Source organism: Mesorhizobium sp. M7A.F.Ca.MR.148.00.0.0, from assembly GCF_003997735.1.
In the GTDB taxonomy this organism is placed as follows: domain Bacteria; phylum Pseudomonadota; class Alphaproteobacteria; order Rhizobiales; family Rhizobiaceae; genus Mesorhizobium.
Genome location: NZ_RZTB01000094.1, coordinates 8,527 through 24,067 on the forward strand (window position 1 = coordinate 8,527; position 15,541 = coordinate 24,067).

Annotated in this window: 15 protein-coding genes; 14 read left to right on the plus strand and 1 reads right to left on the minus strand. The window is 62.2% G+C overall.

All coding sequences use genetic code 11. The features are described from left to right. Window positions 1-353: NYN domain-containing protein (locus EOB49_RS37985; protein ID WP_245472839.1), on the minus strand; the 353-nt coding region annotated here is incomplete at its 3' end. Between the two features lie 326 nt (window positions 354-679). Between EOB49_RS37985 and rpoZ the strand changes: the two genes are divergently transcribed. The 14 genes from rpoZ (at window position 680) to EOB49_RS25670 (ending at window position 15,328) form a co-directional block, all read left to right on the plus strand. Then, the gene (gene rpoZ / locus EOB49_RS25605; RefSeq protein ID WP_127382612.1) at window positions 680-1,081 is read left to right on the plus strand and encodes a DNA-directed RNA polymerase subunit omega; all 402 of its coding nucleotides are present in this window, start codon (window positions 680-682) and stop codon (window positions 1,079-1,081) included. A gap of 113 nt (window positions 1,082-1,194) precedes the next feature. Next, complete coding sequence (locus tag EOB49_RS25610; protein WP_023812864.1) at window positions 1,195-3,423, plus strand: bifunctional (p)ppGpp synthetase/guanosine-3',5'-bis(diphosphate) 3'-pyrophosphohydrolase; 2,229 nt, start codon at window positions 1,195-1,197, stop codon at window positions 3,421-3,423. Between the two features lie 50 nt (window positions 3,424-3,473). Further along, complete coding sequence (gene pyrE / locus EOB49_RS25615; protein WP_127267157.1) at window positions 3,474-4,052, plus strand: orotate phosphoribosyltransferase; 579 nt, start codon at window positions 3,474-3,476, stop codon at window positions 4,050-4,052. 50 nt (window positions 4,053-4,102) lie between these two features. Next, on the plus strand, window positions 4,103-4,504 hold the full coding sequence (locus EOB49_RS25620) for a VOC family protein (RefSeq protein ID WP_127382613.1): 402 nt from the start codon (window positions 4,103-4,105) through the stop codon (window positions 4,502-4,504). Window positions 4,505-4,751: 247 nt separating this feature from the next. Beyond that, window positions 4,752-5,351 carry a DUF2062 domain-containing protein gene (locus EOB49_RS25625; protein WP_127382619.1) on the plus strand — a complete coding sequence of 200 codons (600 nt, stop codon included), beginning with the start codon at window positions 4,752-4,754 and terminating at the stop codon, window positions 5,349-5,351. Next, a complete protein-coding gene (gene acpS / locus EOB49_RS25630) occupies window positions 5,348-5,761 on the plus strand; it encodes a holo-ACP synthase (RefSeq protein ID WP_127382614.1) in 414 nt (137 codons plus the stop codon). Before EOB49_RS25625 ends, acpS begins: the two co-directional genes overlap by 4 nt. 78 nt (window positions 5,762-5,839) lie before the next feature. Then, entirely contained in the window at window positions 5,840-6,589 is a 750-nt protein-coding gene (lepB, locus tag EOB49_RS25635) for a signal peptidase I (protein ID WP_127267160.1), read from the plus strand. Then, the gene (rnc, locus tag EOB49_RS25640) at window positions 6,589-7,344 is read left to right on the plus strand and encodes a ribonuclease III (RefSeq protein ID WP_127382620.1); all 756 of its coding nucleotides are present in this window, start codon (window positions 6,589-6,591) and stop codon (window positions 7,342-7,344) included. Before lepB ends, rnc begins: the two co-directional genes overlap by 1 nt. Beyond that, window positions 7,341-8,267 carry a GTPase Era gene (gene era / locus EOB49_RS25645; RefSeq protein ID WP_027038032.1) on the plus strand — a complete coding sequence of 309 codons (927 nt, stop codon included), beginning with the start codon at window positions 7,341-7,343 and terminating at the stop codon, window positions 8,265-8,267. The genes rnc and era overlap by 4 nt, the downstream gene beginning before the upstream one ends. A gap of 5 nt (window positions 8,268-8,272) precedes the next feature. After that, entirely contained in the window at window positions 8,273-9,166 is an 894-nt protein-coding gene (locus EOB49_RS25650) for an aminoglycoside phosphotransferase family protein (protein WP_127382615.1), read from the plus strand. Between the two features lie 738 nt (window positions 9,167-9,904). Continuing rightward, entirely contained in the window at window positions 9,905-11,041 is a 1,137-nt protein-coding gene (locus tag EOB49_RS25655; protein WP_127382616.1) for a porin, read from the plus strand. Window positions 11,042-11,173: 132 nt separating this feature from the next. Continuing rightward, on the plus strand, window positions 11,174-11,950 hold the full coding sequence (gene recO / locus EOB49_RS25660) for a DNA repair protein RecO (RefSeq protein ID WP_127321915.1): 777 nt from the start codon (window positions 11,174-11,176) through the stop codon (window positions 11,948-11,950). Next, entirely contained in the window at window positions 11,947-12,465 is a 519-nt protein-coding gene (locus tag EOB49_RS25665) for a PaaI family thioesterase (protein WP_127382617.1), read from the plus strand. The genes recO and EOB49_RS25665 overlap by 4 nt, the downstream gene beginning before the upstream one ends. Before the next feature lie 112 nt (window positions 12,466-12,577). Then, a complete protein-coding gene (locus tag EOB49_RS25670) occupies window positions 12,578-15,328 on the plus strand; it encodes a DUF2339 domain-containing protein (protein WP_127382618.1) in 2,751 nt (916 codons plus the stop codon). Window positions 15,329-15,541: the final 213 nt, after the last annotated feature.

Consider the following 15,541-nt stretch of genomic DNA (forward strand, 5'->3'; position numbering starts at 1 on the left):
GAAAAGATGACATAGTGGTCGACGACATCGGCGAGCTCCAGCGCATCGACCGTGAGCTCGATGTCCATATTGCCCTTGATTTTGCGGCGGCCGGTCGAGTCGGTGAATTCCTTGGCCGGCTTGGTGACCACCTTGAATCCGTTATAGTCGAGCCAGTCGATCAGCGGACGGATCGAGGAGTATTCCTGATCCTCGACCAGCGCCGTGTAATAATAGGCGCGCAGGAGATAGCCACGTTTCTGGAAACTCGACAGGAGCTTGCGATAGTCTATGTCGAAGCCGAGCGCGCGCGACGTCGCATAGAGATTGGCGCCGTCAATGAATAGGGCGATTTTTTCACGAGGGTCGAACATGGAAAATATTCCTTCTCGAAATAAACGGCCGTCTAAACGAAATGCGATTGCGACGTTCGGTCAGGCTTATAATAAACCGGCTGACCTCTACGCATCCGAGATAGCGCCAGATTCACGGCAATCCAAGGGCGCGTGCGGCACTGCAAGCAATTGTGATCGGGACACCGAACACATAAGCACAGCCAGTTTTTGCCGAATCGGGTGTTTGAACGAAGGATTGGGCGCCCTGCAGCCCGGCCATTGCCATGATGCTTGTATTTTGGCGGCGTTCGGGTTATGGACCGCGCCTGTTTTCCATCAAATCCATCGCATGAAAGGGGCAATCCATGGCCCGCGTAACCGTTGAAGATTGCATCGACAAGGTCGACAACCGCTTCGAACTGGTGCTGCTTGCCGGCCACCGTGCCCGGCAGATCAGCCAGGGCGCGCCGATCACCGTGCCGCGTGACAACGACAAGAACCCGGTCGTGGCGCTGCGCGAGATCGCCGATGAGACGCTGTCGCCCGACGACCTCAAGGAAGATCTGATCCATTCGCTGCAGAAGCATGTCGAGGTCGACGAGCCCGAGGCCGACGGCGAGGCGATTGCCGATCAGACCGGCACCGCCGTTGCTGCCACCGATGCCGACGACACCGAGGAGAACATCACCTTCGACCGCATGACCGAGGAAGATCTCCTGGCCGGCATCGAGGGTCTGGTGCCACCGGAAAAGAGCGACGACTACTAAGAGCCTGGATCAAGCATCCGGCACTTCCGTCCTGGCAGTTTCGTGGCTATCTATGACATGCGGCGTACAGCAGTGCGGCGCATGATTCATTTCACCGCTGCGAGATCCCGCCCATGATGCGTCAGTATGAGCTTGTCGAGCGCGTCCAGCGCTACAAGCCTGACGTCAACGAGGCGTTGCTCAACAAGGCCTATGTCTATGCCATGCAGAAGCATGGCCACCAGAAGCGCGCTTCCGGCGACCCGTATTTCTCGCACCCGCTCGAAGTCGCCGCCATCCTCACCGAGATGCATATGGACGAGGCGACGATCGCGGTCGCCCTGCTGCACGACACGATTGAGGATACGACCGCCACACGGGCCGAGATCGACGATCTGTTCGGCCCCGAAATGGGCAAGCTGGTCGAGGGCCTGACCAAGCTGAAGAAGCTCGATCTCGTCTCGAAGAAGGCCGAGCAGGCGGAAAACCTGAGAAAGCTTCTGCTGGCGATTTCAGAAGATGTCCGCGTGCTGCTGGTCAAGCTCGCCGACCGCCTGCACAATATGCGCACCCTCGACCACATGCCGGAGGCCAAGCGCCTGCGCATCGCCGAGGAGACGATGGATATCTACGCGCCGCTGGCCGGCCGCATGGGCATGCAAGGCATGCGCGAGGAGCTGGAAGAGATCGCCTTCCGCTTCATCAATCCGGAAGCCTATCGCGCCGTCACCGCACGGCTTGCCGAAATCTTCGAGCGCAACAAGGGCGTGCTGACGGACATCGAAAAGGCGCTGTCCACGCTGTTCGAGAAGCATGCGATCAACGCCGGCGTGAAGAGCCGGCAGAAGAAGCCGTGGTCGGTGTTCCGCAAGATGGAGGCCAAGGCGCTGTCCTTCGAGCAGCTCTCGGATATTTTCGGCTTCCGCGTCGTCGTCGACACGGTCGAGGATTGCTACCGGGCGCTTGGCGCCATCCACACCGCGTGGTCGATGGTGCCGGGCCGCTTCAAGGACTACATCTCGACGCCGAAGCAGAACGATTATCGGTCGATCCACACCACCATCGTCGGCCCGTCGCGCCAGCGTGTCGAGCTGCAAATCCGCACCCGAGAGATGAACAAGATCGCCGAATACGGCGTCGCTGCCCATTCGATCTACAAGGACACCGGCGGCAAGACGAATGGCGCCGCCCACGCGATTTCGAAGGAAACCAACGCCTACGCCTGGCTGCGGCGCACCATCGAGCAGCTTGCCGAGGGCGACAATCCCGAGGATTTCCTCGAAAATACCAAGCTGGAGCTGTTCCAGGACCAGGTGTTCTGCTTCACCCCGAAAGGCATGTTGATTGCGCTGCCGCGCGGCGCGACGCCGATCGATTTCGCCTACGCGGTGCACACTGATGTCGGCGACACCTGCGTCGGTGCCAAGGTCAACGGCCGCATCATGCCGCTGATGACGGAGCTGAAGAACGGCGATGAGGTCGAGATCATCCGCTCCAAGGCGCAGGTGCCGCCGGCGGCATGGGAATCGGTCGTCGTCACCGGCAAGGCGCGCTCGGCCATCCGCCGTGCCACCAAGAACGCCATCCGCAAGCAATATTCGGGTCTCGGCATCCGCATCCTGGAACGCGCCTTCGAGCGTGCCGGCAAGACCTTCACCAAGGAGAGCCTGAAGCAGGTGCTGCACAGGCTGGCGCGCAAGGACATCGAGGATGTGCTGGCCTCCGTCGGGCGCGGCGAGCTCGCCTCCACCGACGTCATGAAGGCGGTATTCCCTGACTACAAGGATGAGCGCGTCACCACGGCCGTCCCCAAGCCGCGCGAGGAGGGCTGGTCGAAGATCCGCAATGCCGCCGGCATGTTGTTCCAGATTCCGGGTCGTGCCGCGCGCAAGGACAAGGACCAGCCACGCGATGGCGCCGTGCCGATCCGCGGCGTGCGCGGTGATCTGCCGGTGCGCTTCGCGCCGGAAGGGGCAGTGCCTGGCGATCGCATCGTCGGCATCGTCCAGCCGGGCACCGGCATCACCATCTATCCGATCCAGTCGCCGGCGCTGCAGGCGTTCGACGACCAGCCCGAGCGCTGGATAGACGTGCGCTGGGACATCGACGAGCGCACCAAGGAACGCTTTCCGGCGCGTGTCTCGGTCACCGCCATCAACGCGCCGGGGTCACTCGCCGATATAGCGCAGGTGGTTGCCTCGAACGACGCCAATATCCATACGCTGTCGATGGTGCGCACTGCGCCCGACTTCACCGAAATGCTGATCGATCTCGAAGTCTGGGATCTCAAGCACCTCAACCGGCTGCTGTCGCAGCTCAAGGACAATTCGAGCGTCAGCGACGCAAGACGCGTCAATGGCTAGATCATGCTCCGGTTTCGGACAAAGTCATGGTCAATCAAAAAGAGGCAGACATGAACACCGATGAAGTGCTGGGCATTTTCCGCGAGGCGGGTGCTGTTCTGGAAGGGCATTTCATTTTGACCTCGGGCCTGCGCAGTCCGGTCTTCCTGCAGAAGGCGCGCGTGTTCATGCATGCCGACAAGACCGAGCTACTGTGCAAGGCGCTGGCGGAGAAAATCCGCGCAGGCGTGCCTGGCAAGATCGACTATGTCGTAGGCCCGGCGATCGGCGGGCTGATCCCAGCCTACGAGACCTCGCGCCATCTCCGCGTGCCGGCGATCTGGGTCGAGCGGGAAGGCGGCGAGTTCCGCTTGCGCCGCTTCGAGATCGCCAGGGGTTCGCGTGTCGTCATCGTCGAGGACATCGTCACCACTGGCCTGTCGATCCGAGAGACCATCGAGTGCCTGCGCGATCTTGGCGCCGAGGTAGTGGCCGCGGCCTGCATCATCGACCGTTCGGCTGGCAAGACCGATGTCGGTGTGCCGCTCATCGCGCTGGCCGAGTATGAGGTCCCGGCCTATCCGGCCGACCGGCTGCCGCCGGAGCTTGCCGCCATCCCGGCGATCAAGCCCGGCAGCCGCAACATCTGACGGGGCATTTTTTTCGCCCAACAGTGTGCGGCGGTTTTGGGGAAAGCGACATGCGTGAAGACAAATTGGAAATGATCACCGGCATCGATCATTTCGTGCTGACGGTCGCTTCGCTGGAAGTGACCTGTGAGTTTTACCAGCGCGTGCTGGGTTTTGAGCGCATCGACGCGGCGGATCGGCCGACGGCGCTGGCTTTCGGTACCCATAAGATCAATGTGCATGAGGTCGGCCGCACTTTCGAGCCGAAGGCGAAGTCGCCGGCTCCGGGCTCGAGCGATTTCTGCCTGGTCACGGACGGGCCACTGGATGAGGTCCGTGCCCGGCTCGCGGCCAATGGTGTGGCGGTGGAACTCGGTCCGGTTGAACGTATCGGGGCCCGCGGTCCGATGATGTCGGTCTATTTCCGCGACCCGGACGGCAATCTGGTCGAGGTCAGCGAATACCTGCCGTAGCGCTGGTGCTCTTCGAAAAAGCGACTGCCAGTTTTCCTTAAATTCGCCGCGATTGTCCAATGTTCGAAGCATGAACCACCCCGAGGGGCGGCGACGAGTGCGCATCGGACAGACGGTGCTTGGTTGTTCTTCTGTCAGCGCGTCGTTATATCATGCTTGCGATTGCCATTGGGTGATCGTCAAGCGCAAGATGTGGCTGCCACGCCCGGCTAAGGTGCCGTTGCGGGAGCCGTGGAACGGGAACAGAGTGCTTTTTCGACGCCGCAAGCCTGATGGCCTTTACGAGCGGGTGCGTACCTACCTTTGGCCGCGCCGCTCATTTTCGCGCTCGCTTCAGTATTTTTCCAAGCGCATCCTGCGGCTGAAGGCCACACCGCATGCGGTGGCGGCCGGCGTTGCAGCCGGGGTCTTCGCTTCATTCTTTCCCGTCGGTTTCCATTTCATCATCGCTGCCCTCCTGTGCTGGGTGATCGCCGGCAATCTGGTGGCGGCCGCTCTCGGCGCGGTTTTTTTCGGCAACCCCCTGACCTTCCCGTTGCTATGGGGGGCGTCGTGGGAAACGGGCAAGCTCATCCTGCATGACCGCTTGCCGACGCATGGGCCGCCGGCACTTCTGGGCGAGATGTTGCACAACCTCTCCTTCGCGCAATTGTGGAAACCGGTCCTTGAACCGATGCTGATAGGCGCGGTTCCGCTCGGGCTCGCCTTCGGGCTGCTGTTCTACGCCATCACGCGCTGGGGCATGAACGCTTTCCGCGAACAGCGACGCAAACGTCTGGCCGAGCGCGCAAGCCGGCATGCGCAATCGTCCCATTCCGGCGCAAGCATCGGTTCCACCGCGCGATGATCATCGGCATCGGCAGCGACCTGATCGACATCAGACGCATCGAGAAATCGCTGGAGCTTCACGGCCAGCGCTTCATCCAGAGAATCTACACCGAGGTCGAACAGGCACGTTCGGACAATCGAGGCGCCCGCGCGGCCTCTTATGCCAAACGCTTCGCCGCCAAGGAGGCCTGCGCCAAGGCGCTGGGCACCGGTATGGCGCAGGGGGTGTTCTGGCGCGACATGGGTGTCGTCAACCTGCCCAGTGGCGCGCCGACCATGGCTCTGACGGGAGGAGCGCAGGCCAGGCTGGACAAGATCCTGCCAAACGGCCATCGGGCGGCAATCCACCTCACCATCACGGATGATTTCCCGCTCGCTCAAGCCTTTGTGATCATCGAGGCGCTGCCCGTCGAAGAAGCGCCACATTGATTGCCTCTGACGACCGGCATTGACGTTGCCCAGCGCGCGCCGAGACTCTATACCATCCAACGCACAATCGAGGACGACATGAGCGTGGCTGAAAAATCCGAGAAGAAATCCGGCGGGCTTGGCGAGACCGTCAGCGTCATCGTCCAGGCGCTTTTGCTCGCCCTGGTCATCCGCACGCTGCTGTTCCAGCCTTTTTCGATCCCGTCGGGATCAATGCGGCCGACGCTTCTTGAAGGCGACTATCTGTTCGTCACCAAATGGTCCTATGGCTATTCGCGGTACTCGCTGCCTTTCGGCCCCGACATCTTTTCGGGCCGTATCTGGGGCGCCGAGCCGAAGCGTGGCGACGTGGCGGTGTTCAAGTTCCCGCCTGATCCGTCCGTCGACTACATCAAGCGCGTTGTCGGCCTGCCGGGTGACAAGATCCAGGTCAAGGACGGCCAGCTGTTCATCAACGGCGTCGGCGTGCCGCGCGTGAAAACAGGCCAGATCGACAATCCCGACATCACCGAGGAATCGCGCCCGATCGATGTCTATCGTGAGACCTTGCCCAACGGCGTCAGCTACGACACGCTCGACCTGAATTCGAACTCGATCGGCGACAACACCCGCGAATTCGATGTGCCGCCCGGCCACTATTTCATGATGGGCGACAACCGGGACAATTCCGCCGACAGCCGTTTCACCGTCGGCTACGTTCCCGCGGAAAATCTGGTTGGCCGTGCCAATCTTGTTTTCTTCTCGATCGCCGGCAAGGCGAGCCCTCTCGAAATCTGGAAATGGCCGTCGCTGATGCGCGCTTCGCGCCTGTTCCACTTCGTCAATTGATGGCTTTGAAGCGTCCGACAGGCGAAACTCTGGCCGGTTTGGTAAAAGCCAAGACCGGCCACGTCTTCAAGGATATCCGCTTGCTCGAGACCGCCTTGACGCATTCCAGTGCGGTCAAGGCCGCCACCAACAACCAGCGTCTTGAATTTCTTGGCGACCGCGTGCTCGGGCTTGTCGTCGCCGATATGCTTTTCGAAAAATTTCCCGATGCGCCGGAAGGTGAAATCGCGCCGCGCTTCAATGCGCTGGTTGATGCACGGACATGCTCCGAGATCGGCATCGAAATGCAGCTGGAGGATCTGGTCCGCGCCGATTCTGCCTTGAAGATGCGGTCGCGTGGCTCGGGCGGAAACTATCTGGCGGATGCGGTCGAAGCCCTGATCGCGGCGGTTTACGTTGACGGTGGCATCGAGGCCGCGCGGCGGTTTGTCCTGCGCTACTGGGAACCGCGCTCGAATACGGTGATCACAAAGCCGCTCAATCCGAAATCCGATCTGCAGGAATGGATTGCCAAGACCAGCGATATCAGACCCGAATACGTGATCGAAAAACGCGAAGGCCCGGACCACCAGCCCGTCTTCACCGTGTCCTTGCAGGTCCGCGGCTTTGCGCCGATAAGCGGTACTGGCGGCTCCCGCAGGGTTGCCGAAGAAGCGGCGGCTTCGGCATTTCTTGTGCGCGAAGGCGTCTGGGCCACCACATCGGCCCAAAAATCGGAGGGCGCGCGACCCTCCAGTGAAGGGAGTGCGGCATGACCGCTACCGAAGAGCCGGCGACCGCAGCCGCCGCCACGCATTCCGGTTTTGTCGCGCTGATCGGCGCGCCCAATGCGGGCAAGTCGACGCTGGTCAACCAATTGGTGGGCGCCAAGGTGTCGATCGTCACCCACAAGGTGCAGACAACCCGCGCCATCGTGCGCGGCATCGCCACGCATGACAATGCGCAGATCGTTTTTGTCGACACGCCCGGCATCTTCAAGCCGAAGCGGAGGCTCGACACGGCGATGGTGACCACCGCCTGGGGCGGGGCCAAGGACGCCGACATCGTGCTGCTTTTGATCGATGCCGAACGCGGCATCAGGGGCGACGCCGACGCCATCCTCGAACGGCTGAAGGATGTGCGCCAGCCAATGGTGCTGATCCTCAACAAGGTCGACCGCGTCAAGCACGAAGCGCTGCTCGCTCTGTCGGCGGCAGCGAACGAAAGGGTGCCGTTCAAGCGCACCTTCATGGTGTCGGCGCTGACCGGTTCCGGCTGCAAGGACGTGCTCGATTATCTGGCCGAGGCTCTACCGGTCGGCCCCTGGTACTATCCGGAAGACCAGATCTCGGACCTGCCGATGCGCCAGCTCGCGGCCGAGATCACGCGCGAGAAGCTGTATCTAAGGCTGCATCAGGAACTGCCCTATTCCTCGCATATCGAGACCGAGAAATGGGAAGAGAAGCCGGATGGCTCGGTGCGCATCGACCAGACCATCTATGTCGAGCGCGACAGCCAGAAGAAGATCGTTCTTGGCCACAAGGGCGAGACAATCCGCGCCATCGGCCAGGCGGCACGCATGGAGATAGCAGGCATCCTCGAACAGAAGGTGCACCTGTTCCTTTTCGTCAAGGTGCGCGAGAACTGGGGCGACGACCCTGAGCGCTATCGCGAGATGGGGCTCGAGTTTCCGCGCTAGGCTCGATGGTCAGCAAGCCGAACATCGACATAGCGCTTGTCAGCCGATTGATCGCCACGCAGTTTCCCCGTTGGAAGAAGCTTGCGGTCAGGCCCGTCGAGTTTGGCGGCTGGGACAACAGAACCTTTCATCTCGGCGACGAGATGACCGTGCGGCTGCCAAGCGCCGCGGCCTATTCCCTGCAGGTGGAAAAGGAGCATCGCTGGCTGCCGAGGCTCGCACCTCTGTTGCCGCTGCCGATCCCGGTGCCGCTGGCGATGGGAGTTCCGGCCGAAAGCTATCCCTGGCACTGGACTGTTTACCGCTGGATCGAAGGCGAGACGGCAGAGCGCGAGCGTATCGCCAGCTTGCCGCGATTCGCGACCGACCTGGCCGCGTTCCTGGTCGCCTTGCAAATGATCGATGCCACTGGCGGACCGGCGCCGGGACAACACAACTTCTTTCGCGGCGGAGCACTCAGCGTCTACGATGGCGAAACCCAGCAAGCGATTGCAGCCCTCGACGGCAAGATCGATACGGTCGCAGCCCGCGCGGTGTGGGAGGCAGCACTTGCCGCGCCATGGCACGGTGCGCCGGTCTGGTTCCACGGCGACGTCAGTTGGGGAAACCTGCTGGTCAGGCAAGGCCGGTTGGGCGCGGTGATCGACTTCGGAACCTCCGGCGTTGGCGATCCCGCCTGCGATCTGGCGATTGCCTGGACATTGTTTGAAGGCAAAAGCCGGGAGGCGTTTCGCGCCGGCCTTCCAGCCGATGAGGCGATGTGGGCGCGTGGTCGTGGCTGGACGCTTTGGAAGGCGCTGATCACGGTAGCTGGACAGATCGACGTCAACCCTGTCGAGGTTGAAAAATCCCGTCATGTGATCGATGAGGTGCTTGCCGATCACGCGCGGCGGGGGTGAGGCGCCAAACGTTCAAGGCGCTCTCGCCCACCAGATCCTGATCCTGTCGCCGATCCATCCGCCCCCGTATGGCGCGACCAGGGACATTCTGGCCGAGGCGATGCTTTCCCGGACATATGCGTGCCCACCCGCCTGATCGAGGCGGGGGGGAGCGCATCGCCTGCGTCGTTCAGGTCGACTGAGAGGGCGTCACGGAGGAATCGTTTTTCAACGGCTGGCTGCTGTCACAATCGGCGACACGACGGCACTCCAGGAAGTTTCGACCGCCTTGGAGGGGGCAGACACCCTTGGAAGCGTCATCCCGCTTTTCGCCTCGGTATCAGAGCGGGATTTGCAGATGGGCGTTATCTGGCAACAGAAGGGGAGGCGGCAAGAATCGAATAAATTTCGACGGAATTGAGGTATATTTTGCGTATTATGCGGCCATTTTGGAAATATAACACGTTATCAGTATAGTTAGACGCGAAAGTATCCGTATATATATCTAATAAATGACATTGTGCCATTTGTGCCTCTCGTCGGATTATCAAGTGTTATTTGTGCAACACGGCATTAATCTGTTTGGGGAATTGTCATTATTCCGGAAATCGTCATTGAAGGCAGATGATCGATGGGTATGTTCGCCGCTGAAAAGGGCGAGCGGTGTGAGCCTTTTTCGTTGTGGGGGTGAGGCGGGAAAACATTGCCGCCAGCCACAAATCCGAAGCCATTTATAACTATGACTGGAGAGGTCAGAAAATGAACATCAAGAGCCTCCTTCTCGGCTCAGCCGCGGCCCTGATCGCGGTCAGCGGCGCGCGCGCCGCCGACGCTGTCGTCGTCGCCGAACCGGAACCGGCCGAATACGTCAAGATCTGCGACGTCTACGGCGCCGGTTACTTCTACATTCCGGGCACCGAGACCTGCCTGCGCATCGGCGGCTACCTCCGCTACGACATGGGCGTCGGCGATTCCGGCGCGCTGGATGGCGCCAATAACGTTGCCGATCACATGGACGGCGATAGGAACGACACCTACTACAAGAACATGCGCTTCACGCTGAGGACTTATACCGGCCAGGAAACCGAGCTCGGCACATTGAAGACCTTCACCGAGACCCGCTTCCAGTTCGGCAACTCTTCCGGCGACTATACCGGTGACGGCACCGGCTGGCAGGCCGGCAACAAGGCCACCACCCTCAACTTCGCCTGGATCCAGCTCGGTGGCCTGCGCGTCGGTAAGGATGAAACGGTATACGACCAGTTCATCGGCTATGCCGGCAACGTCATCCAGGACACGCTCATCCCGTATGGTGTCAAGGATACCAATCTCATCAGCTACTACTTCGACGCAGGCAGCGGCTTCACGGGCGTGGTCTCGCTCGAAGAAGGCACCGCCGTCAACACGATCGACAGCTATGTTCCGCATGTCGTCGGCGGTTTGAAGTACAAGGGCGACTGGGGTGCGATCACCGGCGTCGTGGCCTATGACAGCAATTATGAGGAAGTGTCCGGCAAGGTCCGTTTGGACGTCAACGTCAGCAAGGAACTGACGCTGTTCGTCATGGGCGGCTACGGCACCAACGACAACATCAACGACTTCGGCACAGGCCGTACCCAATACAAGCCATGGGGCGGAAACTGGGCGATCTGGGGCGGCGGCACCTACAAGTTCAACGACAAGACCTCGTTCAACGCCCAGGTCTCCTATGACGACTGGAAGAACCTCGGCGTCGCGGCCAACGTGGCCTATACCATTGTGCCCGGCTTTACGATCACGACTGAAGTCGATTACCTCAATGCAGGAAAATTCGACGACTTGGACTTCAACAACTGGACGAAGGCCGACAAGAAGAGCAGCGTCGGCGGCATCGTTCGCTTCCAGCGCAATTTCTAACGGATCGACTGACCCCACCAGCCCGCCCGCAGCACATCGCTGCGGGCGGTTTTTTATGCATTGGCATGAGAGTTACCCGGGGGCCAAGCCCATACCTTGATTTCGCCACCCGATCGGTGAAAAGCTCCTGAAATGGAATGGCGCGACGAGGGAATCATTCTCGGCACCCGCAAGCATGGCGAAACCAGCGCCATTCTCGAGGTGTTGACGCGAGCGCATGGCCGTCATCTCGGCCTTGTTCGTGGCGGCCGTTCGCGCAAGCAGCAGCCTGTGCTCCAGCCCGGCAACCGTGTCGACCTGTTGTGGCGAGCGCGCCTTGACGAGCACCTCGGCACGTTCCAGGCCGAGGCGATCGAGATGAACGCAGCCCGGTTGATGGACAGCGCCGTCGCCGTCTACGGATTGCAGACCATGGCCGCGCATCTGCGCCTGCTGCCCGAGCGCGACGCGCATGAAGGTCTCTACGAAACGCTTGCCGTGATGATCGTCCATCTCGACGACGCCGACGTTGCCGGCGAACTGGTGGCGCGCTTCGAGCTTCTGGTGCTGGACGAACTCGGGTTCGGCCTCGATCTCAGTCAATGTGCCGCCACCGGCACGCGACAGGACCTGGCCTATGTCTCACCGAAGTCGGGACGTGCGGTATCGCGCGAAGCCGGTTTGCCGTGGCGCGACAAGATGCTGGCTCTGCCGGCCTTCCTGCAGCGCGGCTCCGGCCTGCGCGCCGATGCGGCTGATGTCGACGACGCCTTCCGGCTCACCGGCTTCTTCTTCAACCGCCACGTCTATGAGCCGCGCGGCATCGAGCCGCCGGACGCTCGTACCGGCTTCCTCGCCGCCTTGCGCAAACATCACGCGCGCGGCAAGGCCATAGCTGGCGAAGACGCAGCCAGAGAAATCATCACATGAGCGAGGTCGAACTTTATCCTGGCCGGGTCTCACCGCTCGGCTTCGGCACCATTCCGCACGCCGACATCCTGAAATACACCGGTTTGGAATTGCTGCAGCGCATCGTCGACGGCAAGTATCCGGCGCCGCCGATTTCCTTCCAGCTGAATTTCACTCTCACCGAAGTCTCGGAAGGGCGCGCTGTCTTTCGTGGCATGCCGAGCGAGCGCCATCTCAATCCGCTGGGCAGCGTGCATGGCGGCTGGGCGGCGACGCTGCTCGATTCGGCACTGGCCTGTGCCGTGCAGACGCTGCTCGAAAAGGGCGAGGCCTATACCACGGCGGAGTTCAAGGTGAATTTGACGCGTCCCATCACGCCGAAGACCGGCGAGGTGGTGTGCGAGGGCAGGGTTGTTCACAAGGGCCGCACGTTGGCGGTGTCGGAAGCGACGCTGAAGGATGCCGGCGGCAAGCTGCTGGCTTTCGGCACCGAAACATGCTCGATCTTTCCGGCCGCCAATCTGGCGGCGCGTTGACTGGCGGCGCATTGAGTTTTCCGAGCTTGGATTTTCTGGCCGTTTGGCCGCCGCATTTGAATGTCAGTAAGACGAATGTCAGTGAAAACTGGCCTGGTTTGGGGGAACCGCCATGTTTGAAAGCCTGATCGGCCTTGTCGCCATCATCGCCTTGTTCGTCATCATTTCGCGCCAGCAGAGCCGCATCGGCCTTGTCGAGCGCGAGCTTGGCGCACTGCGCAGCCTTGTGCTCTCGGGAGCCGTTCCGCCTGCGGCCAGGCCGTCCGAACAGGCGGTGGCCGACAACGCGCCCGCCGATATGGCTCCGGACGCAGCGGCCGCGGCCGATATTGTCCCGCCGGAGGTAAGCGCAGCGGTCACAGCCCCGGCGCCAGCCACGGACACGGAAGACTCGACCGGCGAGATCGTCTCCGGGCCGTGGACCGCTGCAGAACCGGCACCGAAGGCAGTGGAACCTGCGGAGCTTCCCGCAGCGGCGAAAGCCGCCCGCCAATCCGATGTCGAAACCGCGCTCGGTACCCGCTGGGCGGTCTGGGTTGGCGGCATCGCGCTGGCGTTGGGCGGCCTGTTCCTGATCCGCTACACCATCGAGGCCGGCATTTTCGGTCCCGGCGTGCGGCTGGCCATGGCCGGCGTGCTCGGCCTGGTGCTGGTCGCCGGCGGCGAGTTCATCCGGCGCACCGGCTTCAAGGTGCCGGTGCAAGAGGCCGCCGGCGCTTATATTCCAGCGATCCTGACTGCTGCCGGTGCCTTCATCCTGTTCGGCACCGTCTATGCCGCGCATGGCATTTACGGCTTCATCGGCCCGGCACTCGCCTTCACGCTGCTCGGCGTCATCGGTGTGGCGACGATCGCGGCAGCCCTGGTCCATGGCCAGGCGCTGGCCGGCATCGGCCTTGTCGGCGCCATGGTGACGCCGGTGCTGGTCGCCTCGCAGGCACCCAATCCCTGGGCGCTGTTCGGCTATCTCGCGATCGTGCTTGCCGCGACCGGCGTCATCGCCCGCATGCGCGATTGGAAATTACTGATGGCGGCTGCCTTTTTCGGCGCCGGTGTCTGGACCATCCTCTATATGACCGATGCGCCGGGGGCGAACCTCTCTGCCATTCTGTTCATCGACGCCGTCACGCTGGCCGTGCTCGCCCTTGTCTGGCTCGCTCGCCGTGACGACGAACCTGGACCAGCCAGGGCTTTCGACTGGCCGTCCATCGTGCCTGGCCTGTTCGTCGCATTCTCGGCGCTGGGCCTGTCGGTCGACCCGGCCTTCGCTGCCGCCGGCTACGCCTTGCCAGGCGCGGTGGTGATCGCCGCGATGGTGGGGGTCGCGCTTTATCGTCCGCTGGCGCTGCCGCTCCTCTATGCCGCGGGACTGGTCACGGTGCTGATCTATCTCGGCATCATCCCGCCAACCTCGATCGCTTCCGATTTTTCCAGCGGCGCCTTGGGCGTCGACGGACTGCCGGTGGCCACGTCCAACGCGCTGACCTTGCGCATCGGCATCGTACTCGGCTTGGTCTTCATCGGCGCCGGCTTCTGGGCCGCTCGCCGGTTCGCCGCCGGCACACAGATCCGCGCGGCCTCATGGGCAGCGTGGGGCGTCATCGTCCCGCTTGTCGTCCTGCTGGCGCTCTGGTTCACATTCGGCAATCTCGACCGTGATCTTGTCTACGCCGCCGCAACGGCACTGCTGGTCGTCATTTTCGCCGCCGGCGGCGAGTGGATCGCGCGGGCCGAGGAGCCGCCGCTCAAGGGCGGTGTCGCGGTGTCGTTTGCCCTGGGCGGCGCGGCCATCGCCGGGCTGCTGCTGATGCATATGGCTTTCGATTCCGGCTGGACCACCATCCTGCTCGGTGCGGCGGCCATCGTGCCGGCGCTGACCACGCGCTGGCGCGCCTATCCGGTGCTCGGCTGGATTTCGGTCGGCGCGGTGATCGCGGTGCTTGGCCGCGTCGCTTTCGACCCGACCATCGTCGGTGCCGGGTTCCTGTCGACGACGCCGGTATTCAACTGGCTGCTGCCAGGCTACGGCGTGCCGGCACTGGCCTTCGGCTTTGCCGCCTGGCAGCTTGCGCGCACCACGAATGGCCGGCCGCGCCTTGCCATGGAGGCGGCTGCGGCGCTGTTTGCGCTGCTCACGCTCGCTATGCTGGTGCGCCACGCCATGCACGGCGGCGTCATCGACACGGGTGCCATGACGCTCGCCGAACAGTCGATCTACACCCTGATCGCCATCGGCGCCGGCGCCATCCTGGTCGCCATCGACATGCGCTCGCCAAGCTCGGTGCTGCGCTATGGTTCGATGGCCGCCGGTGTGGCCTCGGTCGCCTTCATCATTGTCAGGCACTTCGTCGTGCTGAATCCGCTGTTGTCAGACGAATCGACAGGCCGGATCCCGGTGTTCAACCTGTTGTTCCTCGCCTATCTCCTGCCTGCGGTCGCCGCCGGGGGACTGGCGCTCTACGCCAGGGACAAGCGGCCGAAATGGTATGCGCAGATGCTGGCCGTGGTGGCTGCCGTGCTTGCCTTCGCCTATGCCACGCTGTCGGTGAGGCGCCTGTTCAAGGGCGAGTTCATCGGCTTGTGGAGCGGCCTCGGCCAGTTGGAAACCTATACCTACTCGGCGCTTTGGCTGGTGATTGGCGTTGCGCTCCTCACAGCCGGTGTCTGGTTGAAATCGCAGGTGCTGCGCGTCGCCTCGGCCGCGCTGATCGCGATCGCCGTGCTGAAGGTCTTCATCTTCGACATGTCGGAGTTGGAAGGCGTGCTGAGGGCGCTGTCGTTCATCGGCCTTGGCGCCGTGCTGATCGGCATCGGCCTGTTTTATCAGCGGCTTTTGACGCGGGCGGCGCGGGAAAACGGATAAAGGCAAGCAAGAACAATAAGATTTCACCCCGACCGGGAATAAATCGGCACTAGCCAGCGTTGTTGCATTGCTTGGGTGACCGGGGCGGGAGACCGCTTCGCGCTGGCCGCTTGCGCCGTGCCCGGAAGGCGCGTTCAATTGGGATCAATAAGGGCGACCTCGAAACCAGCGGTCATGGACGAAAAGAAGGCAGCAATCCTTGGCGAAATACCG